Source organism: Kribbella sp. NPDC051718, assembly GCF_040681515.1.
GTDB lineage: Bacteria > Actinomycetota > Actinomycetes > Propionibacteriales > Kribbellaceae > Kribbella.
On sequence record NZ_JBFAYZ010000002.1, the window covers coordinates 204,239 to 225,730 of the forward strand.

General features: G+C 67.0%; 25 protein-coding genes. 14 read left to right on the top strand and 11 right to left on the bottom strand.

Going from position 1 to position 21,492, the window contains the following annotated elements; genetic code table 11:
• Positions 1-32 precede the first annotated feature (32 nt).
• Complete coding sequence (locus AB0M15_RS07495; protein WP_363814994.1) at positions 33-1,187, top strand: FUSC family protein; 1,155 nt, start codon at positions 33-35, stop codon at positions 1,185-1,187.
• A gap of 149 nt (positions 1,188-1,336) precedes the next feature.
• Positions 1,337-2,332, top strand: coding sequence for a hypothetical protein (locus tag AB0M15_RS07500; RefSeq protein WP_363814996.1), 996 nt, complete (start codon positions 1,337-1,339; stop codon positions 2,330-2,332).
• A gap of 107 nt (positions 2,333-2,439) precedes the next feature.
• Here AB0M15_RS07500 and AB0M15_RS07505 read toward each other — a convergent pair whose 3' ends face one another.
• Positions 2,440-3,702, bottom strand: coding sequence for a transposase (locus AB0M15_RS07505; RefSeq protein WP_363814998.1), 1,263 nt, complete (start codon positions 3,700-3,702; stop codon positions 2,440-2,442).
• Positions 3,703-3,815: 113 nt separating this feature from the next.
• Between AB0M15_RS07505 and AB0M15_RS07510 the strand changes: the two genes are divergently transcribed.
• Complete coding sequence (locus AB0M15_RS07510) at positions 3,816-3,956, top strand: hypothetical protein (RefSeq protein ID WP_363815000.1); 141 nt, start codon at positions 3,816-3,818, stop codon at positions 3,954-3,956.
• A gap of 214 nt (positions 3,957-4,170) precedes the next feature.
• Here the strand turns inward: AB0M15_RS07510 and AB0M15_RS07515 are convergent, their stop codons facing one another.
• Together AB0M15_RS07515 and AB0M15_RS07520 are read right to left on the bottom strand one after the other, a co-directional pair.
• Entirely contained in the window at positions 4,171-4,617 is a 447-nt protein-coding gene (locus AB0M15_RS07515; RefSeq protein WP_363815002.1) for an OsmC family protein, read from the bottom strand.
• A 3-nt stretch (positions 4,618-4,620) separates the two neighbouring features.
• Positions 4,621-5,802: a phosphatidylinositol-specific phospholipase C1-like protein gene (locus AB0M15_RS07520; RefSeq protein ID WP_363815004.1), complete on the bottom strand. Its 1,182-nt coding sequence runs from the start codon at positions 5,800-5,802 to the stop codon at positions 4,621-4,623.
• 156 nt (positions 5,803-5,958) lie between these two features.
• On the opposite strand from AB0M15_RS07520, the gene AB0M15_RS07525 reads away from it, so the two are divergent.
• Entirely contained in the window at positions 5,959-6,657 is a 699-nt protein-coding gene (locus tag AB0M15_RS07525; RefSeq protein ID WP_363815006.1) for a TetR/AcrR family transcriptional regulator, read from the top strand.
• Between the two features lie 15 nt (positions 6,658-6,672).
• Here the strand turns inward: AB0M15_RS07525 and AB0M15_RS07530 are convergent, their stop codons facing one another.
• Positions 6,673-7,065 (bottom strand): DUF3592 domain-containing protein, encoded by a 393-nt coding sequence (locus AB0M15_RS07530; protein WP_363815008.1) that lies wholly within the window; start codon positions 7,063-7,065, stop codon positions 6,673-6,675.
• Between the two features lie 133 nt (positions 7,066-7,198).
• Positions 7,199-9,115, bottom strand: a complete 1,917-nt coding sequence (locus tag AB0M15_RS07535) for a DUF5107 domain-containing protein (RefSeq protein ID WP_363815013.1) — start codon at positions 9,113-9,115, stop codon at positions 7,199-7,201.
• 89 nt (positions 9,116-9,204) lie between these two features.
• On the opposite strand from AB0M15_RS07535, the gene AB0M15_RS07540 reads away from it, so the two are divergent.
• Both AB0M15_RS07540 and AB0M15_RS07545 read left to right on the top strand, forming a co-directional pair.
• Entirely contained in the window at positions 9,205-10,860 is a 1,656-nt protein-coding gene (locus tag AB0M15_RS07540; RefSeq protein WP_363815015.1) for an FAD-binding dehydrogenase, read from the top strand.
• 99 nt (positions 10,861-10,959) lie between these two features.
• Positions 10,960-12,135: a tannase/feruloyl esterase family alpha/beta hydrolase gene (locus AB0M15_RS07545; RefSeq protein ID WP_363815017.1), complete on the top strand. Its 1,176-nt coding sequence runs from the start codon at positions 10,960-10,962 to the stop codon at positions 12,133-12,135.
• Here AB0M15_RS07545 and AB0M15_RS07550 read toward each other — a convergent pair.
• The 3 genes from AB0M15_RS07550 to AB0M15_RS07560 form a co-directional block, all read right to left on the bottom strand.
• A complete protein-coding gene (locus AB0M15_RS07550; RefSeq protein ID WP_363815019.1) occupies positions 12,132-13,019 on the bottom strand; it encodes an RIO1 family regulatory kinase/ATPase in 888 nt (295 codons plus the stop codon). The two genes, AB0M15_RS07545 and AB0M15_RS07550, sit on opposite strands and share 4 nt — an antisense overlap.
• A 150-nt stretch (positions 13,020-13,169) precedes the next feature.
• Positions 13,170-13,604, bottom strand: coding sequence for a hypothetical protein (locus tag AB0M15_RS07555; protein ID WP_363815021.1), 435 nt, complete (start codon positions 13,602-13,604; stop codon positions 13,170-13,172).
• Positions 13,601-14,176, bottom strand: coding sequence for a sigma-70 family RNA polymerase sigma factor (locus AB0M15_RS07560; RefSeq protein WP_363815023.1), 576 nt, complete (start codon positions 14,174-14,176; stop codon positions 13,601-13,603). The genes AB0M15_RS07555 and AB0M15_RS07560 overlap by 4 nt, the downstream gene beginning before the upstream one ends.
• 118 nt (positions 14,177-14,294) lie before the next feature.
• On the opposite strand from AB0M15_RS07560, the gene AB0M15_RS07565 reads away from it, so the two are divergent.
• Genes AB0M15_RS07565 through AB0M15_RS07590 form a run of 6 tightly spaced genes read left to right on the top strand, consistent with a single transcriptional unit; the run spans position 14,295 to position 16,771 of the window.
• The gene (locus AB0M15_RS07565; protein WP_363815025.1) at positions 14,295-14,780 is read left to right on the top strand and encodes an Asp23/Gls24 family envelope stress response protein; all 486 of its coding nucleotides are present in this window, start codon (positions 14,295-14,297) and stop codon (positions 14,778-14,780) included.
• Positions 14,777-15,070, top strand: a complete 294-nt coding sequence (locus tag AB0M15_RS07570; protein WP_363815027.1) for a hypothetical protein — start codon at positions 14,777-14,779, stop codon at positions 15,068-15,070. Before AB0M15_RS07565 ends, AB0M15_RS07570 begins: the two co-directional genes overlap by 4 nt.
• Positions 15,067-15,246 carry a DUF2273 domain-containing protein gene (locus AB0M15_RS07575; RefSeq protein WP_328333517.1) on the top strand — a complete coding sequence of 60 codons (180 nt, stop codon included), beginning with the start codon at positions 15,067-15,069 and terminating at the stop codon, positions 15,244-15,246. The genes AB0M15_RS07570 and AB0M15_RS07575 overlap by 4 nt, the downstream gene beginning before the upstream one ends.
• On the top strand, positions 15,239-15,679 hold the full coding sequence (locus AB0M15_RS07580; RefSeq protein ID WP_363815029.1) for an Asp23/Gls24 family envelope stress response protein: 441 nt from the start codon (positions 15,239-15,241) through the stop codon (positions 15,677-15,679). Before AB0M15_RS07575 ends, AB0M15_RS07580 begins: the two co-directional genes overlap by 8 nt.
• The gene (locus tag AB0M15_RS07585) at positions 15,676-16,200 is read left to right on the top strand and encodes a DUF6286 domain-containing protein (protein WP_363815031.1); all 525 of its coding nucleotides are present in this window, start codon (positions 15,676-15,678) and stop codon (positions 16,198-16,200) included. Before AB0M15_RS07580 ends, AB0M15_RS07585 begins: the two co-directional genes overlap by 4 nt.
• A 1-nt stretch (position 16,201) precedes the next feature.
• The gene (locus AB0M15_RS07590; protein ID WP_363815033.1) at positions 16,202-16,771 is read left to right on the top strand and encodes a hypothetical protein; all 570 of its coding nucleotides are present in this window, start codon (positions 16,202-16,204) and stop codon (positions 16,769-16,771) included.
• Here AB0M15_RS07590 and AB0M15_RS07595 read toward each other — a convergent pair.
• Positions 16,768-17,475, bottom strand: a complete 708-nt coding sequence (locus tag AB0M15_RS07595; RefSeq protein WP_363815035.1) for an NIPSNAP family protein — start codon at positions 17,473-17,475, stop codon at positions 16,768-16,770. The two genes, AB0M15_RS07590 and AB0M15_RS07595, sit on opposite strands and share 4 nt — an antisense overlap.
• An 88-nt stretch (positions 17,476-17,563) precedes the next feature.
• Here AB0M15_RS07595 and AB0M15_RS07600 point away from each other — a divergent pair, with 88 nt between their 5' ends.
• On the top strand, positions 17,564-18,052 hold the full coding sequence (locus tag AB0M15_RS07600; protein ID WP_363815037.1) for a DUF892 family protein: 489 nt from the start codon (positions 17,564-17,566) through the stop codon (positions 18,050-18,052).
• A gap of 106 nt (positions 18,053-18,158) precedes the next feature.
• Here the strand turns inward: AB0M15_RS07600 and AB0M15_RS07605 are convergent, their stop codons facing one another.
• Positions 18,159-18,302 carry a GPGG-motif small membrane protein gene (locus tag AB0M15_RS07605; RefSeq protein WP_203590735.1) on the bottom strand — a complete coding sequence of 48 codons (144 nt, stop codon included), beginning with the start codon at positions 18,300-18,302 and terminating at the stop codon, positions 18,159-18,161.
• Positions 18,303-18,527: 225 nt separating this feature from the next.
• Here AB0M15_RS07605 and AB0M15_RS07610 point away from each other — a divergent pair, with 225 nt between their 5' ends.
• The gene (locus tag AB0M15_RS07610; RefSeq protein ID WP_363815039.1) at positions 18,528-19,316 is read left to right on the top strand and encodes a sigma-70 family RNA polymerase sigma factor; all 789 of its coding nucleotides are present in this window, start codon (positions 18,528-18,530) and stop codon (positions 19,314-19,316) included.
• Here the strand turns inward: AB0M15_RS07610 and AB0M15_RS07615 are convergent.
• The gene (locus AB0M15_RS07615) at positions 19,297-21,396 is read right to left on the bottom strand and encodes an alpha/beta hydrolase-fold protein (RefSeq protein ID WP_363815041.1); all 2,100 of its coding nucleotides are present in this window, start codon (positions 21,394-21,396) and stop codon (positions 19,297-19,299) included. The two genes, AB0M15_RS07610 and AB0M15_RS07615, sit on opposite strands and share 20 nt — an antisense overlap.
• Positions 21,397-21,492 lie beyond the last annotated feature (96 nt).

Sequence of the window (21,492 nt, forward strand, 5' to 3'; positions counted from 1 at the left end):
ACCCCGCCCCACCCATCCCCGATGATGGGGTGATGGACCCGGTGCGGCTGACCCTGGAGCAGTTGCGCGAACTCCGCGACGACATCGCTCCCCGGGCCGCCCGCCGCTCCAGAGCCTCCGTCCACCGCCGGCTGGAGCGCTGGCGGGATCGCGCCTTCTTCATCGCCCAGTGCGCCCTGGCCGCCGCCACCGCCTGGGCGATCGCCCACTACGCCCTGGGCCACAAGCAACCGTTCTTCGCCCCGGTCGCCGCCATGGTCTGCCTCGGCTTCAGCTTCGGGCAGCGCCTGCGCCGGGTCGCCGAGGTGATGGTCGGCGTCGCCGTCGGGGTGGGCGTCGGCGATCTGTTCGTCCGGGCCTTCGGTACCGGCGTCTTCCAGCTCGTCGTCGTGATCGCCCTCGCGATGAGCATCGCCGTACTGCTCGGCGCCGGCACCCTGATGACGACCCAGGCCGGTGTCCAGGCCGCGATCGTGACCACCCTGCTGCCCACCGACGGCGCCGCCTTCAACCGCTGGCTGGACGCTGCCCTCGGCGGCGTGGTCGCGTTGGCCGCGGCAACCATCGCCCCAGCCGCCGCGATTCGTCGCCCCCGGCAACAAGCCACCAGTGTCCTCAACGAGCTCTCGGCGATCCTGATCGAGACCGCCGACGGCCTGCGCCTGGACGACCACGACGCCGTCACGGACGCCCTCCGCCGGGCGCGCGAGAGCGAAGGCCTGCTCGACGACCTGCGCAGCGCCGCCGCCGAGGGTGTCGCCGTGGTCCGCCTCTCCCCCTTTCGCCGCCGCCACCGCGGCCGGGTCCAGGAGATCGCCGACCTGGTCATCCCCCTCGACCGCGCGATCCGCAACATCAGAGTCCTGGTACGCCGGGTAGCAGTCTCCGTCTGGCGCGACGAGCGCATGCCCGACGAGTACCCGATGCTGCTCGACCGCCTCGCCGACGGCACTCGCCTGATCGCCGAGTCCCTCTTCGAGCCAGCCGCCGACGTCGCCGCCCACCGTGTCCTGGGCGAGCTCGGCCGCCGTACGGCCGTACTCCCGACCCCACCCGGCCTGTCCGCCGTCGTCGTCCTCGGCCAGATCCGCTCAGTCATCGTCGACCTGCTCGAACTGACCGGAACGTCATACGACGAAGCCCGGGAAATGGTCCCGCTCAGACCCGACGGCTTGGACGAGAAGTAGGAGCAGCAGGACGCCACCGGCGTCTAGCCTGCAACGGCCACAAACACACACACAGGATTACTGCCGATGTCGGCCTCGTTAGTGGTCGCGCAGCAAGATGACACAACGGGCCATTGTCGAACCTCGACTGTACATTGATACTGGCAAACATGAAGGTACAAGCTTCGTATCTGCACGAGCGGATCGCGTTCTCCGTCTTCACTGAAGAGATGCGCAATACCGCCCTCGATGCAATCAGGACACGAACGGACAGATTTTCAGATCAGTTCGGGAGATGGACCGCATTGCAAGAAAGCATAGGAGACTATCTAGCGCAGAATGAAATTCCAGAACTTGGCGTTGCGATCGCTTCAAACGCCCCACTGTCCGGCAGGCTCGTGATATTCACACAAAAGCTCTACTTCCGCAGGCAATCCAACAGCCACTCCACCATCCTGATGCATGGGACTTTGGATTCAGATGCAAGCGTCAAACTACAAGCCGAGCTTTCAACTGAATGGACTGTCGGCACCACTGGCCGGAAAGATCTCAGCGGCACCAGGCGAACGACGGTACTCGCCTACATCCAAGACATCGATACGATCGGAGTTGCCCGACTCCTCCATCTGCGGCCGATTTTCATCGGCCACCAGATCAACGATGAGGTCAGTCCAATCTTCTCGCTGGCGTCGGACGACCGACGCGAGGTGTTTCCATCACAGATAGATCAGTTCAAGCTGAGGGGCTTCGACACAGAATTGACTAACGCTGACATCAAGAGCGTGTCAAGAATTCCCGAGAAGGAGATAAAGGCGCGATTCGCGCGCATCCTCGGCGAGGTATATACAAACCCTGATTGGGGCGGCGAGCGGTCTGATCTATTTACCGACAAAGCAACGATGAACGGCCTGCCGAAATCTCTTGCCTTTGCACTAAAAGATCCCGGCCTGAAGGCGAAACTCACTATCGACAAGATGGGCAAGAACGCAGACCAGGCCCTTCGTCTATTCACCGAACCAGCTGACATTTGCATCGTCCAACATCATCGTGAGATCGACCCGCAGGTTCGGAATTTCCTATCCGCCTTAGCTCGCCAAAATAGCCAATATTTCATGGTCATCGATGGGCGACCACGGCCAGAATCCTTGCGGCGAACGAGCTACTGACTGCGGGATCACAGTCCCTAATCGATGGAACGGAAGAGCAGGAGGAGGAGTCTGGATGAGAAGTAGTTGACATCCTCCCTGGACTGAAACCCAGGGATTCTCGGCTGCTAGGGATCCGATTGGTTGGCGCTGCCAGCCAAGGCTGGACTTCTGCGCCCGGGCACCGCATGTCCTGCGGCCGAGATGCTATCGAGGGCGCGGCCGAGGATTACGGCTGCGGCGTTGGTGTCGGCGTGCCCTTGATGTCCGCAGGCTTCGCACTCGAAGACCGCTTGACTCTCGCGGTTCCCGGGTGCGCAATGCCCGCAGGCTGCGCACGTTCGGCTGGTGTTCCTCGGGTTCACCCGCGCCACGCGAGCCGAACCCATCTTGTGCTCGAGTCTGGTCAGGAACCTGCCCCATAGCGAGGCGAGGATGGACCGATTCAGTACAGCCTTCGCTCTGGCTCCATTGGACAGGAACACCCCTGGCTGGGCAGGGTCGGGCTTCGCGGCCGGTCGCCGCACCATATTCCGCACGCGTAGGTCTTCTACCGCGACCTGGTCATAGGTCGAGGCGAAATGGGTAGTGGTCTGTTCGATCCAGTCAGTACGCCGGTCCGCCAGCCTTCTACGCAGTACCGCCAGTTGGTCGAGCGTGACCTGACGGCGACGAGAGCCCCCATCCTTCCTGCTCTGCCGCGCCAACCGCTGCTCCAGGCGAAGGAATCGTGCCTGCTCGACCTTCGTGAGCGAAGGGGCCTGAATCATCCGGCCGTCACTGGTGGCGAGGGTGTTCCTCACACCCCGGTCGATCCCGACCGCTGCACCCGTCCCGGACAGGGTCCGCTCTGCGGGTGGAGTGGTGAACGCGATATGCCAGCGACCGTTGCGGAGCGTGACGCGGGCGGAGGTGGCCTGCGTGATATCAGCCCAGCTTCTGGTGATCCTGAATCGCACACGGCCGATCTTCGGCACTGTCACGGTTCCCCACCTCCGATTCAACCGGCGCACAAAGATGTCCCGCACCACAAACCCACCAGCACGGTCGTCGCGGCGCTTGAACGCCGGGTACTTCGCCCGCCCGGCATAAAAGTTGGCGAAAGCTTGGTCCAGGTCCCGCAACGCACCCTGCTGTACCGACGAGGACCCCGCCCAGAGCCACGGCAACGCGGCTCGAAGTTGCACCAACTCCCTCATCTGCGTGCCTAGGGTGATCGGTGTGGCATCCAGGCTCCCGTGCTCGGCGTGAGTACCACGAGTGTGCTTTTCTCGCCGCCAGAAGGAACGTTGTTCGAGGCCGAGGTTGAACACGAACCGCGCGTCATCAGCATGCTTCCGGAGCCCGACTAGCTGGCCGGGATCCGGATAAAGACGCTGCCGCACGCTCACGACGTGAACGCTAGCGCTGACCACCGACAGTCACTGCTGGCGCTGTGTCACCGGTCACACCAAAAGTTTGAGAAATCCCCGTCATAGCCGGCCCCGGCGTGCGTCTCACAGGCATGACGATCCACCGACTGATGACAGTCATCGCCAGCGAGCAGGTTCACCTGCGCCGCGATGACCACAGTGACAAGACGGCCGCCGCGGCCGCCTCAGTGGCCCACCCAGACGACCGGAGCGACGCTGCCGCCAAGCAGTAGGGCGCGAACCGGACGGACGGACAGGCGGCGCACCCGGACGATCTTCCCCACCGAGGTAGATCGCACGGAAGTCGCATGACGCAAGAGGCGCCCCTATGCGAGCGCGTCGCCTGCTCCGTCACCCAGTGCCCCGCCACAGCGGGGTACGACCAAGAACCACCCGCTGGCTGTCCTGACGCCGATTGCGCGAGGCTCAGGGCAGCCCGGGTGGTTCTTACTTTTCCACGACTACTTCGGTGGTCACCGAGTTGGCGATGAAGCACTCCTGATGGGACAGGTGGTGCAGCCGGTCCATCGTCGCCTCGTCGGGTTCGTCACCCGCGAACGTGATCACCGGATGCAGCGTCACCCGGGTGACCGCCATCCGGCCGGCCTCGTTCTTGGCCATCACGCCGACCGCGTGATCGACGTACGAGTCGACCACCAGCCGCTTCTTCGCCGCGATCGCGAGGAAGGTGAGCATGTGGCAGGACGACAGCGCCGCCACGAACGCCTCCTCCGGGTCCACAGTCCCTGAGTCCGTGCCCAGGTACGCCGGATTGGCGGACCCGGGCACGGTCACTCCACCGTCGAAGCGCCACTCGTGGTCCCGGCTGTAGCTCTGATAGGTGAACTCGTGCTCACCGCGACTCCAGCTGACATCGACCACATGCTCCGACATGGATTACCTCTCTTCTGAGATCACTCCACGGCACTTCGACGGCGCCGTCACCGGGTTGCATCGTACGGCGGTCTTCTCCGGCAGCTGGGCGACGAAGTCGCTGTCGTACCGGGCGGCCATCCCCGCGACCGGGAAATCGGTCGTCACGTACTGCGCGCCGCTGGCCAGTGCGATGCCGAGCCGGGTGTAGTCCTTGGTCCGGATCGTCGCCATCGGCTCGTCGGACCGGCTGCGGACCAGGTAGCCCTTCTTCACCAGGCGCTGGATCTCGGCCTGGCCGGTACCCCGCGGGTCGTTCACCTCGGTGATCGCGGCGTCCGGCTCACCCTCGGGACCACGGGTGAAGACCGCGCGACCCTCCAGGTTCGGCTTGCCCGCCCGGTACAGGTCGCGGATCGCGGAACCCGGACCGCCGTTGTCGAAGTAGAACATCACCGTGCCGCGGGCGTCCCGCAGCGTCGGCCAGCCCTTGGTCAGTACCGACTGCTCCAGCGTCAGGCCCGGCTTGCGGACGTCGTCCGGCGTAATCAGGTCGTCGGCGCTGAACACCGAGCGGATCTCGGCGTCGACGCTGTCCAGGTTCCCCGCGTCCCACGGCGGCGCCACCACGCCACCGGCCGCGACCACCTGCGGGTCGGACTGCTTCAGCTCGAGGTTGATCGAGATCGGCGCTGCGTCGGGGTGCTCGTCGGTCCACGCCTTGACCTGCTGCAGGCACAGTACGAAGGTCCGGCAGTTGGTGTTGTAGTCGAAGTCCGGGACGTGCATCACCTTGATGCCAGGCTGCGCGAGCGCCGGGTCGGTGAGGGGGCCCTGACCGGTCAGCTTGCGCAGCAGCGGGTACTGGTAGAGCCCGCCGGCCGGGTCCGGGAACAGGTCGAACTCCAGCGTGCGCATGTTCTGGTCCTCGAGCTGCTGCGGAACCGAGGCGTGCGAGTAGAACAGGTCGACCACACCCGGGTTCAGCGACAGCTGGGCCTTCTGCTCGGCCGCGTTCAGCTCTCGGTGGTACGAGTTGTGCGATCCGATCTGCTGCACCTGGTTCATCCGGACCCCGGAGGTGTTCGTCCGCTGCCCGCTCTTCGCGTCGGCGCTCTGCCCGGGCAGTGCCGCGCTCCCCGCCAGGCCACCCCCGGCAACGGCCAGAGACGCGAGTCCTGCAACTAGTCTCCTGCTGACCTGCATGTGCTTTTCTCCCTCGGTGGGCCGGACGGACGAGCTCAAGCCTGATTCTCATCCAGACCGGTGTCATCTGGCTGACCGCAAGCTGACAGCAAACCGTGTGGTGCTGAAGGGGCGCTTTTGGCAACGTTGTCGCCGAGTGGAGGCACAATGAACACCATGGTCACCACATCCGCCGGCGAGGAGCCGGGCGCGGACGCCGGTGCGGCGTACCCGCTGCGCCGGACGCCGACCCAGGACCGGGCCAACCGCCAGGTCGAGCGCATCCTGGACGCTGCCTGCGCCGAGGTGGTCGAGCGCGGCTACGACGCCGCCTCGACCAGCAGCATCGCCCGCCGGGCCGAGATCGCGGTCGGCAGCGTCTACCGGTACTTCCCGGACAAGCGCACCCTGATCCAGGCGATCGAGCGGCGCAACCAGCACCGCTACACCGACGCCGTCCGCGAGCGGCTGGCCGTGGTGGCGGACTGGCGCCAGGCCGTCGATGTCACCCTGGACACCTTCCGCGACATGCACAACACCGATCCGGGATTCCGCGCGGTCGTGCTGAGCGGGCTGGGCGATCCGGACCTGGAGGCGACGCCGGGCGAGTTCGACGACCAGCACGCGGGCGAGTTCGCCGAGCTGCTCACGCTGCGGTTCGGGGCGAGGGACAGCCACGAGTTCCGGATGAGCGTCACACTGACGATCGCGATGGGCGAGGCACTGGCCCACCTGGCGGACCGGCTGCCGGCCGGCGACGCGGAGTACGTACTGGCCCAGGGCCGCCCGGCCCTGCACCGCCTGCTCGAGCCGCACCTACCGGCAGAAACCAAAGGTCCCCCGCCATCTGGCGAGGGAACGCGTCCTGCGGAGTAGAACTGAAGTAGGGGCTTACGGCTGCGGAACCGGTGAGCGTGGGCCGATGGTCGGCCAGTGGCTCACCTTGCCCGCGATCCTGGCCCGCCGGGGCGCCCGGATGTCGTAGCTGACGATCACCCGGTCGTTCTTGGCGTAGCTGCTCGCCGCGGCCAGCGGAATCATCCGCGCGACCTCGAACGGGCCCTCGCCGTGCCGGGTGTAGTACTCGACCGTGACCTCCAGGCACTCGGCCGTGGCGCCACTTTCCAGCTGTCCGCGGACCGGGCCGCGCACCTTCGTCACCCGTCCGGCTGTCTTCTCGACCCCATCGCTGCGGCGCCGGACGCCCGCAACGATGTCTGCCACGATGCATGCCGTGACCAGCAGCACCAGGCCTAAACCACCGAATACAACGATAGTCAACATGGCACTCACCCCCGACGCGTCGCCCGCGAGCGGCGCGGTCGTCGTTTTGTCGTACTGCCTGTACGGGCCTTCCCGTACAAACGGTGGGACGGCGGCTGAGATGATCCGGTTCCCACGTACTGACAATTGTGTTTCAGCTGTCGCCGAACATCCCGAACTGATGCCGTGACGGCACCGGCCGGTCCGTGCCCAGCTCACGCTGCGCCCACTGCCAGTAATCCGCCAGCGGGTTCTCCCCCTCGCGGACCGTCGGCAGGTCGATCCCCTCGTCCAGCAAGGCCTGCGCGCCGGCGGCGTCGTCCTGCAGCAGCAGGAACTTGACCCTGGCCGCCCGGATCCGCGGTTGCGCCCGCACCTGCTCCGGCGCCTGCCTGTAGAACTGCTCGGCGGATCGTGTGTCCCCCGCCTCGACCGCCCACTCGAAAGCCTCCACGAACAACTGGTGCAAGCCGGCCGGAGCAAGTGCCACCGCGTCATCCCAGTCGCGCCCGTCGCCCGAGCGCGACGCGATTTCGCGTGCGGACCATACGGTTTTCAAGCAGTCGCCAGACCTGCGCCACGCGTCGAGCGCGCCGTCGTGATCATCGGCGTACCAGCGGGCGACACCGCGGTGGTACCAGACCAGCCAGTTGTCGTCCTCGACCGCTTCGAGCAGTTCCTTCCAGTGCAGCAACGTCCCGTCCGGCGGCCTCTGGTCGTCGATCGGCTGCGGCATCCGGCCTTCGAGCACCGGCAGCCAGGCGCGTTCCCGGTCGGTCATCGTCTCGTCGGCGAACGGCGTTCCGGCCGAGACCTTCCAGCCCGTACGCCGCAGCTCCAACGCACCCCACCCCGACCCGATCGCGAGCTGCTCGGCGGGCTCGGCGTCGATGACGGTCAGCCACTCCTCTTCGCGCGCGACGAGGGAACGGAGTACGGGCTCCAGTACTTCGCCCGCGGCCGTCCGAGCCGTCTTCCAGTCCTCGGCATGCGCCTTGGCCGGGTCGACGCTGATCCGCCCGTACGCCTCCAGCCACTGCCAATTGGTTGCTGGCGGCAACTTGAGGTGCTCCATCTGGGTCCGCGCCAGGCCGGCCTGGATCTCGGCGTACCCGTGCCCCTCCAGCCCCGGCGAGAGCCACTCCTGCCACCGCTGCCCACCGGTCGACTCGCCCCAGACAAACAGCTTCCGCCCGCGCAGCCGATCCGTCGACGCCTGCGCCAATCCGTTGCCGTCGGCATCGAGTGACGCGATCCAGGGCTGCTCCTCCGGCGGCAGCTCGAAGAAGAAGTCGACCGCCCGCCGGTGCCGCATCGGGTACGACAGGTCGAACCCGTCGTACTCCGGTACGCCGACCAGGTCGAGCCGATTCCCGTACCCGAACCGCCACGCCTGGTCGGCCGGCACGAGCACCCGGGTGAGCGGCGACTGCTCGACCGCGATGTTCGACCACCAGTACGCCGGGGCCGTCTCGCTCGACGGGTTCTGGATCCGCGCGCCGACGTACAGCTGCTCGGAGTCCTCGGGGAGCCAGAAGTCCAGCTGGATGATCAGGTTGCGGGTCCGCTCCAACTCCCACAGGCGCAGTACCGGCGTACCGTCCGGGCCCTCGACGCGAGCGGCGTGCATGGGCGAGCAGGTACCGGTCCAGTGGCCGGTGCTACCGAGGTTCCACTCGACTCCACCAGCGAACCAGGCATTGCGCAGGGCGAGGTTGGCCGGCTGGAAGACCGGGTTGCGGTAGAGCAGCTCATCGCCGCTCGCCTTGTGCACGAGGGAGTAGAGGCGGCCGCCGAGGCTCGGGAGGATGGTGGCCCGGAGGTGATCGTTCTCCAGGACCAGCGAGGGCAGTGCCTGGTCGACGAGCTCACGGTCGTAGCCGTCCTGCTGAAGGGTCGGCAGCGTGCTGGGCAGGCCGCCGAAGACGATGTTCGCGCGCAGATCGGGCGGGAGCTCGTCCAGGTTCTCGACGTGGTGAACCTCGCGGGTGGGGCTCAGCGGCGGCAGCGGGTTCTCCTCGCCGAGCGCGGCGGCCGGGAGTACCAAATCTTGCGCGTAAAGGTTCGTCACCTGCAAATTCTCGCAGTTCCGTGCATTGTCGTCCAGGTTACTCGGGAGTCCGATATACATGGACGACCGACGCGAGAAAGCGAGCACCGATGGATGCGGATGTGATCGTGGTGGGAGCCGGCCTGGCCGGGCTGGCCGCCACCGCCGAGCTGGCCGACGCGGGCAAGAAGGTGCTGCTGCTCGACCAGGAGCCGGAGGCCTCGCTGGGTGGGCAGGCGTTCTGGTCCTTCGGCGGGCTGATGTTCGTGGACTCGCCCGAGCAACGCCGGATGGGCATCAAGGACTCCCGCGATCTCGCGCTGCAGGACTGGCTCGGCTCGGCCGGTTTCGACCGGCTGGACGACGAGGACAAGTGGGCCCGGCAGTGGGCCGAGGCGTACGTCGACTTCGCGTCCGGCGAGAAGCGGCCATGGCTGCACGGCCAAGGGGTCCGGTTCTTCCCGGTCGTCGGCTGGGCCGAGCGCGGCGGCTACAACGCGGACGGCCATGGCAACTCGGTACCGCGCTTCCACATCACCTGGGGCACCGGGCCCGGCCTGGTCGCGCCCTTCGAGCGTCGCGTCCGCGAGGCCGTTGCGAAGGGGCTGGTCGAGTTCCGCTTCCGGCACCGGGTGGACGAGCTGACGGTGACCGGCGGTGTCGTCGACGGTGTCTCCGGCAAGGTGCTCGAGCCGAGTGACGTCGCGCGCGGTGTCTCCAGCTCGCGGGTCGAGGTGGCGGACTTCGCGCTGACCGCGCAGGCGGTGATCGTGACGTCCGGCGGGATCGGCGGCAACCACGATCTGGTCCGCGAGTCCTGGCCGGAGCGGCTCGGCAAGGCGCCGAAGGAGATGATCACCGGCGTACCGGCGCATGTGGACGGCCGGATGCTGGCGATCACCGAGGCGGCCGGCGGCCGGTATGTGAACCGCGACCGGATGTGGCACTACACCGAGGGCATCCGGAACTGGGATCCGATCTGGCCCTCGCACGGGATTCGGATCCTGCCCGGCCCGTCGTCGCTGTGGTTCGACGCGACCGGCAAGCGGCTGCCGGTGCCGCTGTTCCCCGGCTTCGACACCCTCGGCACGCTCGAGCACATCATGAAGACCGGCTACGACTACAGCTGGTTCGTGCTCACCCAGAAGATCATCGAGAAGGAGTTCGCCCTCTCCGGCCAGGAGCAGAATCCGGACCTCACCGGCAAGGACATCAAGGGCGTGCTCGGCCGGGCCCGTGGTGGCGCGACGGCTCCGGTGCAGGCGTTCATGGACAAGGGCGCCGACTTCGTCGTCCGCAACAACCTGTCCGACCTGGTCCGCGGCATGAACGAGGTGGCCGGCTCCGACCTGATCGACTACTCCGACCTGGAGCGGCAGATCCTGGCCCGCGACCGGGAGATGGACAACACCTTCACCAAGGACCTCCAGATCACCGCGCTGCGCGGTGCCCGGAACTACCGCGGCGACAAGCTGATCCGGGTCGCGCCGCCGCACAAGATCCTCGATCCCAAGGCCGGGCCGCTGATCGCGGTCAAGCTCAACATCCTGACCCGCAAGTCGCTCGGCGGTCTGCAAACCGACCTGGATTCTCGCGTACTCCGTGCCGACGGCACCCCGCTGCCCGGCGTCTACGCGGCCGGCGAGGTGTCCGGCTTCGGCGGCGGCGGGATCCACGGGTACCGGTCGCTCGAAGGCACCTTCGTCGGAGGATGCCTCTTCACCGGTCGTACTGCGGGTCGCGCCGCAGCCAAAGCAGTGTCCTGACGGCCCATCCGGAAAGGGGGTCTTATGTGCCCGGATCCCCTGTCCGGAGGCAAGCCCCGCTCCTAGCGTTGCGCGCAGTCAACTCTGGGAGGACCCGCTATGCGCCGCCTCGCTCTGTCCGTCGCCGTGTTGTTGCTGGCCAGTGGAATCAGCACACCGGCCCAGGCCCAGGGATGCCCGCGGTTGCGGGTTCCAGGGGCGCAGTACCAGGTGATCGCTTGCCTGGACGATCTGACCACCGCCGGGACGGTCGGGTCGGGGCACACCAATCCGGCCGACTACGCGGGGTTGACGCATTCTGGGCTGCCGCAGCAGTCCGGCGTACCGGGTGTGCAGGTCGACGGGTACTTCCCGGACACCTCGCGGACGAACACCAACCATGGCTGGAACCACGACTCCCAGTTCGTCATCCGGCTGCCGGAGAACTGGAACGGCGGGCTGGTGGTGGCGGGCTCGCCCGGGGTCCGGGCGCAGTACGCGAACGACCGGGCGATCTCGGACTGGGTGCTCGCGAAGGGGTACGCGTTCGCCGCCACCGACAAGGGCAACACCGGTGCGAACTTCTTCACCGACGGGGTCCGGCCGGGTGACGCGATCGTCGAGTGGAACCAGCGCACCACCCAACTGACCCGGGCCGCACGGACGGTTGTCGCCCAGCACTACGGGCGGGCGCCGCGCGAGGTGGTGGCCGCCGGTATCTCCAACGGCGGCTATCTGGTCCGCTGGCAGTTGGAGAACCATCCGGAGCTCTACACCCGCGGCATCGACCTCGAAGGCACGCTGTGGACCGTCCGCGGGCCGAACCTCTTCACCTTCTTGCCTCCGGCAATCAAAGGCTACGAGCAGCAGTCACCCGAGCAGATCGTCGCGGCCGGCTTCGACCCCCGCTCCGACTTCCTGTGGGACTACCACTACACCGTCTACTGGAAGCTGACCCAGCGGATCTACGCGGCCGAACTCGATCCGTCGTACACCGGGACCGAGGCCGACTACGACTACGCGTCCCGGCCGGCCGCACATGAGGCAGTACGCCGGATCGCCTTGACCGGAAGGATCGGCCGGCCTCTGACGACCATCCACGGCACCCTCGACAGCCTGCTGCCGATCAGCCAGGACTCCGACGTGTACGCCGAACTCGTGCGGCGCTCGGGCCGAGGGCGACTGCTCACGTACCAGCGGGTCGAGGCAGGCAACCACGTCGACGGTCTCGTCGACGCCCACCCCGACCAGCTGGTGCCGCTGGTTCCCCTGCTGCAGCAAGGGATCGCACGTTAGAACACCATCGTGAGGAGGTCGGCGAAGAGTTCGTGTTCGTCGACCTCCAGGCCGCGGTTGGTGAACCAGGAGCACATGTTGTGGCAGTCGCGCATCAGGAAGTCCATCCCCTTCGGGTTGCCGACGATGTCGACGACCTGCGGGAGATCGATCATCACGATCCGCTCGCCCTGGGCCAGCACGTTGTACGGCGACAGGTCGCCATGCGCGAGCCCGGCTCTGGCCAGCTCGCGCATACCGTCGCGGAGCTGCTCGTAGTACGAGCTGAGCAGTTCGCCCTTGGGCCGGACCTGCGCCAGTCGCGGTGCCGCGCCGCCGTCACCGTCGTCGATGAACTCCATCAACAGCTCGGTACCGTCGACCTGGACCGGGTACGGAACGGGAACCCCGGCCTTCCAGAGCCGGCAGAGTGCATCCCACTCCGCGTAGGCCCATTGCCCGGCCGCGACGCTGCGACCGTGCGAGGTCTTCTTCGCCATGGCACGGGTGTCACGGCTGTTGCGGGTACGCCGGCCTTCGACGTACGACGTGCTGCGGTGGAACGAGCGGTGCTCTTCACTGCGGTACCGCTTGGCGGCCAGCAGCGACCGTCGCGCGGGGTTGTCGCCGATCTGCTCCACTGCTCGCTCGAGCAGGAAGACATCGGCTTCTTTACCGGTTTTGAGGATGCCGAGCTCGGTATCGATCGCGGCCTGTTCCGTCACCACCCACGAGGGGCGGGGATCAGGCCCGCGAGAACCGCGCTCGACATCCAGCCAGGTGGACCAGCGCTGATCCGGCGCCAGCTGCTCTTCTACTTCGCTGAAGTGGAAGACGAAGGCGTCGGCTACGTCCGGTTCGAGGTCAGAGAGTTGGTGGTCGGTACGAAAGACGTCGGAAGACATCGGATGTGCTCCTGGAGAAAGAAGTGAGGCTGACGCGGACATGCCGCAGCGCAGTGATGGCCATTCGTCCAGCCCTCCTTAGTCCAGGCAGCATTCGTAGCTGCACGATCCCGATCAGGATGCAGGCCGCTTCCTGGCGACGCAACTGATTTATGAGCGGTCGGTCAGGTCGGTGATGGTGACGTCGATGCCGTCGGTGCCGAACGGCGGTTCGACCGGGCCGAGGAGGTCTGTGATGACCTCGAAGGTGATGGACCTGATCTGCTCGCCCAGCGCCGGGAGGTCCTGGCCGTAGGCAGCGACGACCTCGACAACGGCGCCGGTGGCCCGGCCTTCCTCGCCGACGAAGGAGACGCGGGACAGCTCGCAGCCAGGCAATGCGTTGACGGCTGCGCGAAGATGGCTGACCAGGACGTGGTCGGCGACGTACAGGGGACCGCCGCTGTCGGCCTCGGCCAGGATCGGACGAGAGCGTCGGGTGACCGAGCGCAGCTTCTGCTGGATGGAGGCGGAGATGTCGACCCAGCCCGGCTCGGGAGCCGACCGTGCTTCGGCCGCGGCGCGGCGCAGGATGTCTTCGGTCATCGCCAGTCCTCCAGCTTCTCCTGGAGCGCTCCCCGGGCTCGCGCCAGCTGACCCCGTACTACGGTCGGGGTCGTCGCGAGCACTTCGGAGATCTCGAGGTAGCTCATCTCCTCGACCTCACGGAGCAGCCAGACCGCGCGTTGCCGGTCGGGCAGTTCGGCCAGCGCGGCGTCGAGTGCTTCGAGCAGTTCGGTCCGGACGACCGGCTCGACCGGGTCGGAGCCGCCGGCGGGCATTCCGGTGAGGGTCTCGTCCGCCACCGGGGTCGGTCGCTTCTTGCGCAGCAGGTCGATCGCCTTGCGGGCGGTGAGGGTGAAGAGCCAGGTGCGCAGCTTGGAGTCGCGGCGGAAGTCGGGAAGCGCCTTCCAGGCGGCGACGAACGCATTCTGGACCACCTCCTCGGCATCGCCGTGATCGTTGAGCATACGGCGCGCGTACCTGAACATCGCCGGGCCGTGCCGCTCGATCACCGCCGCGAACGCGTCCGCGTCACCGAGCGCGGCGGCCCGCCGCAGCGCGTCGTCACCGGCCTGCGACCAACCGTCGGCCTGCGGCCGTACGGTAACTCGCACCGATCCAGTGACCCCGTTCACACGAACAACCTAGGCGACGCGCGTGACATCGGGGTACCAGGCCTCGTCTTACCGAGTGTCGAACACTGTTGCAGTTGGCAATCAACGAGGGGATGACATGGCTGAGACGAGCCTGACCACAACGAGTCTGACCGCGAAGGCCGGCACCGAGGTGGTGGCCGAGCCGGCGACGAGCGCGCTGGTGAGCGAGTACGGCCGGACGGCGATCGCCGACACGGTGGTCTCGAAGATCGCCGGGATCGCCGCCCGCGAGGTGACCGGCGTGCACAACCTCGGCGGCGGTACCGCCCGCGCCGTCGGCATGCTGCGCGAACGCATCCCCGGCTCCCGCACCAACCTCTCCCAGGGCGTCTCCGTCGAGGTCGGCGAGAAGCAGGCCGCCGTCGACATCGAGGTGGTGGCCGACTACGGCGTCAGCATCGCCGACCTGGCCCAGGGCATCCGGCGCAACGTCATCAGCGCCGTGGAACGGATGACCGGCCTGGAGGTCACCGAGGTGAACATCGCCGTCAGCGACGTCCACCTGGACGGTGAAGACGACACGGACGACACCGACGACCAGCCGGAACGCCGGGTCCAATGACCGAAGATCTTGCCGAGCAGGTGGCGGCTCTGGTGCGTTCTGTACCAGGGGTTGTCGGACTGCACGGCGGGGTGTTCGGGGAGGTTGCCACCTACCTGCCGGGGCGGCGGGTTTCGGGGGTTCGGATCACGCCGGAGCGGGCTGAGGTACACGTAACGCTCGTTTTAGGCGAGCCCGTGCGGGCTACCGCTGAGATCGTGCGCGAGCTGGTGGCGGAGCTCACCGGCGTACCGGTTTTCGTCACCGTCGAGGACGTTGTCACCACCACTGTTGCCAAGGAGATCTCGTGAGTTATCCGATCATCGGGCTGTTCGCCGGATTGTTGCTGGCGGTTGCGGCTGCAGCGGGTGGGTTCCTCGGGTTCCTGCTCGCCCTCGTGCTCGGCGGCGTGGGCTACGCGGTCGGCAGGTACCTGGAGGGCGCGAAGTCCATCGACGACGTCTTCCGGCCCAAGCGCCGTGGCTGACGAAGCCCTCCTCGACGCCGAGCCGGCAACCGTCACCGGGCCGGCGCCCGGCACCGTGCCCGCGGCTGACTTCGGGGCTGCCGCGGACGAGCCGGCGGCGCGGGGACGGACGGAGATCAAGCCGCGCGTCACCGAGCGGATCGCCGAGGTGGCGGCCGCTCGGGTGCCGGGTGTGGCCAAGCAGGAGGCGACCTTCGGGCGTGGTCTACCGCGGGCGGAGGCGCGGCAGGCCGGTCAACGGGTGCGACTCCAGCTGAGGATCGCCGTGCTCTGGGGTCGCCCGCTCGCCCAGGTCGCCGCCGACACCCGTACGGCCGTTGCCGAACAGGTGAACGCGTTGACCGGTCTCGAGGTCGACACCGTCGACGTCCACATCGAGACCGTTCTTCCCGATCGCGAACTGACGATCGCCGAACCGAGGAGGGTGTTGTGACCGCAGCCAAACGACCGGTCCGTACGCCGGCCGCCGTGCCCGTCGGCATCATCGGCGCGATCGCCCTCGGACTCCTCGGCGCCGCCGCGGTCCGCGACGCCTTGCAGGCACTCGACGTGGTGAAGGGCAGCTCTTGGTCGGGCTCGCTGGCCGATCGGGTCAAGCTGATCGAGCCCGCCGAGTGGATGCTGCCGTTCGGCATCGTCGCCGTGCTGCTCGGGCTGTGGTTCGTGATCGCCGCACTCAAACCCCGCCGTACGACGCAATGGCAGGTCGGCGACTCGTCGGTCTGGATTCGCCCCAAGGACGCCGCCCGGCTCGCCGCGGGTGCTGCCTCCGAGGTCGGGTCGGTGCTCTCGGCAACAACTTCGGCGAGGCGGCGACGGATCAGCGTCGACGCCGTCACCACGACAGATGCCGCGCATGTCGGCGAGGAACTCGAGGCGGCCGTCACCAGCCGACTAGCACCGCTGAGCCGACCGCCCCGCATCCGCACCCGCGTGCGCTTGGAGGAGAGCTGAGATGGGCCGAGGACTGATCGCTCTGGATCGCGTGGTTGCTTTCGTACTGGGCGTGCTGCTCCTCGCCGGTGGCGCGGCAGCGCTCGCCTGGAGGTACGACGTCTTCGCCGACGCCCCTTCGAAGGTCAGGGTCACCGACGCGCCGACCGTGGTCGCCGAAGATTGGTGGCCCTGGGCAACAGGTGCGGTAGGGGTCGTGCTCGTGCTGCTGGCATTGACCTGGCTGCTGCGCCACATCCCGCGTCGCCGGATCAATCGGCTGGCCCTCGATGGCAGCTCGGCCGAAGGTCGTCTGAGTGCTGACGTCGACTCCGCAGTCGGTGCTGCTGCTCAGGTGCTGGCCGCGGATCCAGCCGTACGATCCTGCAGCGGTCATCTCGTCACCGATCGCGGCGAGGTGGTCGCCGAGCTCAAGACGACCATCAACCCGGATGCCGATCTCGACCAGCTGCGGAACACCGCAGACCGAGTACTCACCGAACTCCGCGAGATGGTCGGCCGCGACGAACTCCGCACCCGAGTGCTGCTCCGCACCGCCCGTCAACAAACGACGACTCCACGAGTGATCTAGCGGAACTGCGAGCGAGCTGTCGGCCTCAGGCGTAGTTGCTGGGGTGGGGCGATCGAGCGGCAGATGATCTCCGGGAGGATCTTGTTCTGCCAGCTCTGCGACTGGTCGAGCTGACGGCGGTGTTCGGCATACGCCTCGTCGCTCGGGAAGACGGCGAACCACGCGAGCACCACCTCGTCTCTGAGCGGCAGCGCCGGAAAGTTGTTCTCGGCGACGAGCGTCTCGAAGGTCGCCGCGAGCGTGGCACCGGTCGCGCTCAGCACCGGCGCGATCTGGTCAGCGAAGTACTCCCCGAACCCGTCGTCAGGCGAACCGCGGTGATAGACCACCCCCGCAACCACCGACGACGGAATCTCAGTCGCACCGATCGGCGGCCTGGCCGCGCCCAGCTCGGGATAGGCAGCACCGAACTCGAGAGGCTTCAGCAGCAAGGCGTTGTCCGAGTCCTTCATCGTCACATTGGCCTCAGCACCGCGCTCCTTCCACACCGGCCCGTAGTAGAAGCCGTTCAGCGCCGCCTCACGCGTGGCCAGATCAGGAAATCCCCGGATCCAGGCGAACCGCTCCGGATCGTCGAGATCCCGGAACTGCCCGACCAGATGCATCCCGTAGGCCTCCTGCCCCTCGACGAACGCCTCGTCGAAGACCCGGACCAGGTCGTCCCGCCGCCCCGGGTACACGGTGTACTGCCTCAAATCCACCACGCCACAACAGTCGACTCTCACACCGGCCAGTCAATCGCCGAACACTGACAAGTACCGGCAGTGTTTGTTCGACGGGTACTAGGTCGTGATGATCGACGAAGCACGCCTCGCCACGTATCTGCAGGACCACTACGCGGGCTCCTCCGCCGGTATCGAGCTGTTCAAGCGAGCCGCGGACCAGCAGACCGACCCGGTCGTCCGTACTGCGCTGGCCAAGATGGTGCAGGAGGTCGAGGAGGAACGGACCGCCCTCGAACGCTATCTGGCCGCGGTCGGTGCCAAGCCCGACCAGCTCAAGAACGCCGGCGCCTGGATGGCCGAGAAGCTCTCCCGCCTCAAGCCCAACGGCGAACTACTCCGGCGCTCCCCACTGAGCGACCTGGTCGAGCTGGAGACCCTCCGCATCGCCGTCGAGGGCAAGGCAGCCGGCTTCCGCACCCTGCGCGCCCTGGCCGACGACGAACCCCACTTCGACGCCGCCGAACTGGACAGCCTGCTGACCCAGGTCGCCCAGCAGATCGAAGACCTGGAAGCCCTCCGGATGGCCACCGCCCAGCGGGTCCTCCGCCACCCCTGACACCCGCCAATGGTGGGCTTGAACACCAAGCGGTGACCTTGAACACGTTATTCCTTGTCCAAGGTCACCGCTGAGTGTTCGAGGTCGCCAGTTCTGGCGGCCGGGGTCAGGTGAAGATGCTCACACCGCCGGGGCCCACCAACAGGCCGACGACGATGAGGGCGGCGCCCATCAGGAGCTGACCTCGGACGAGGGAGACGATCCCGGAAATGACGAGGATCGCCGCGATGATCCAGAGAATCAGGAGCATGGTCGTTCCTTCCTCTACGAGCCGGAGCCATCGAGGCGTCCGGCGGCTGATACCCCGTGCGACTACGCACATCAGGTGCCCGCGCCGAACCACCCCAAACGGTGCGAGATTCAAACAGCTGTAACACGAGAGGGGTTGCGTGTGGCCGGTCAGTTTGATCTGGTGGAGGGAGTGGTTCAGCAATGACGCCACCACCGCAGGACCGACACGACGAGGTTTCTCACCGTGACGATCGCACCTGTCCGTAGTACCGACTCGCAGACTCTGATCGCGGACTCCACCCACCAGTTGCTCGCCGAGGCGGACGGCATCGCCGACCCGCGGCGCCAAGAGCTGCTCGACGAGGTGGTCATCCTGAACGCGCCGGTCGCGCGTTCGATCGCCTCCCGCTACCGCCGCAAGGGTGTCGACAGCGACGACCTCGACCAGGTCGCCTACCTGGGCCTGGTCAAGGCCGCCAACGGCTATCGTCCCGACGCGTCGACCGCCTTTCTCTCCTACGCCGTACCGACGATCCGCGGTGAGCTGAAGCGCTACTTCCGTGACTGTGCCTGGGTTGTCCGCCCGCCGCGCCGGGTCCAGGAGATGCAGGGTTCCATCGCCGCCGCCGAGCCCGAGCTGACCCAGCAACTCGGCCATCTCCCGACCGACGAGGAGACGGCCGAAGCGTTGGGCACCGACCCCGGCGAGGTCGCTGAGGCGGCCTCCGTCCGCGGCTGCTTCAACACGCTCTCACTCGACGCGCCCGCCGCGACCGACACCGGCGCACGCCTGGTGGACACCGTCGCCGACGCAGAGGAGGGCTACGAGCTGGTCGAAAACGTCCATACCCTCACCCCGGCTGTCTCCGACCTCGACGACCGGGACCGCCAGATTCTTGCCCTCCGCTTCTGCGGCGGCCTGACCCAGGAAGAGATCGGCAACGAACTCGGCGTCAGCCAGATGCAGGTCTCCCGGCTCCTCCGCAACATCCTCGACCGCCTCCGCACCGAACTCACTGTCCCGCGAGATTGATCCGGAACACGTCGCCGTTGCCGATCGCCTGCTGGTCGGCCGTATCGCCTGCCGTCAGACCGGACACATAAGCCTTGCCATGCTGGGTCGCCACGAACAGGTTGGCCTCGGCAAACGCGTCGGCGCCATCGTCCTCGGTGGTGCCGAACTGCTCCCCCGACGCACGCGTCAGATCGCCTTTGTACCTGACCAGGACCGCATCGAACTTCCCCACCACAGCCCGCAACGCCCCATCCGTGAACCCTGCAACGACAAACCCGGTCTCGTCGCGCGCGATCGCGGCGCCCTTGTCGTTCCCTGTCGTGCCGACTTGGTCCTTCCACACCACCACTCCCGCAGCATCGACTCGCGCAACGATGAGGTCCTTGTCCCCAGCCAAGGCGCCCGCGAAGTCACCTGCCGAATAACCTGTAAGCAGCACACCGCCTGCTCCGTCAGCCGTCATCGCCCAGAACTCGTCCGCCTGCGGAGTCCCCAACTGCTCCACCCACACGCGATTCCCGTCGCGATCGAACCGCGCGACGAACCCATCGACATCCCCGACAGGTGAGCCCAGCGCCCCCGCCGTCATCCCCGCGAGGTACACACCGTCCCCGCTCACCGCCAGCGCCATCCCCTTCTCCTCACCGGCGCTGCCGAACTGCCGCAGCCAAACCTGCTTGCCCTCAGCATCCAACTTGGCGAGGAACACGTCCTTGTCCCCCGCATTCACCCCACCCAGCTCACCCTTCGTATACCCACCCACATAGACCGCACCATCGGCATCCGCAGCCACCGCATACCCGCGATCAGCAGCCGCCGTCCCCAACTTGGTGAACCACCGCTGATTCCCCTGTACGTCGTACTGCGCCACGAACGCATCATCCGACCCACTGCCGGTCGTGTAACCCACCACAGCCGGCCGCCCCAACGCATCCAGCACCACCCCATACGCGCGCTCAGTCCCCGCCGTCCCGAACTCCCGCGTCCACACCCGCGCGCCGTCCGGCCCGTACTTCGTCAGCGCGACGTCCTTGCCCCCGGCGTACGGCTGCCCCTCGATCGATCCCTCGGCGGCGATCGCCTCATAACTGTTGCCCGCCTCGTCGACAGCGACGCCACCCGCGCGGTCCTCCCCCGGCGTACCGGACAGTGCGGCCTTCATCAGCGTCACGGGTGGTTTGCCGATGAACCGGAATACGTACTTCGCCCCTTCGGCGAACGTCGGCCCCCAGACGTCCCAGTCATGGCCGCCGTCGACCACCCGGAACTCACTCGTCAGGCCCGGCACCCGAACCGCCTGGTTGAACACCACATGCGCCTCGAAGTCGAGGTCATGCTGATAGTCCTTCGGCTTCGGGTTCTTGTACTCGTCGTCACCCACGGCGATGAACAGGTGCGACGGCAATCCCTTGGCTGCAAAGGTCTTGAACGCCGCGGGGTAGTTCAGCTTGCGATAGACCGCCTCACTGAAGGCATCCTTTCCCTTGCCATAGGCACCGAACTCCCGTGCACTGGAGTCCTTCGGCGGCTGCGGTGAGTACACCGCCGGACTGAGCACGATCGCGGCGCCGAACAGTTCCGGATAGACCATTGAGTAGCGCAAGGCGCCTGATCCACCCATCGAGTACCCGGCGATGGCGCGCCCGGTCCGGTCGGTGATCGTCCGGTAGGTCGCATCCACCTGCGGCACCAGGTCATGGATCAGCGCCGTCTCGACGGGCCGACCGGGATCCTTGCCCTTGTAGGCCGAGTCGACGTAATAGCTTGCCCGGCTGCTCCAGGGCGCGTCGGGCATGATCGCGATCGTCGGCGGGATGTCACCGGCCGCGATCATCGCGTCGAGTTGCCCCTTCATCTGGGTCCACGCGGCCATTGAGTCGCCGCGGCCGTGCAGTAGGTAGAGAACTGGGTAACGCGCGGTCGAAGCGGCGTACCCGGCGGGCAGATACACGTTGTAGGCGATGTCTTCACCCAGCGTGCTCGAACGGAAGCTCGCGGCGGTGACAGTGCCTGGTTCAGGCGCCTTCGCGGGGCCGGCTGAGGGCAGCAGGAAGTTGACCAGGAGGGCGGCCGCGAGGGCCGGGACAGTGACGCGCATAGCTGTTTTGTAATCGCTTACGTAAACGATTACAAGAGGTCGACGGTTAGCTCTCGGATCGCGGGGCACCGGGGGTGGGTCCGATTCGCAGCGACA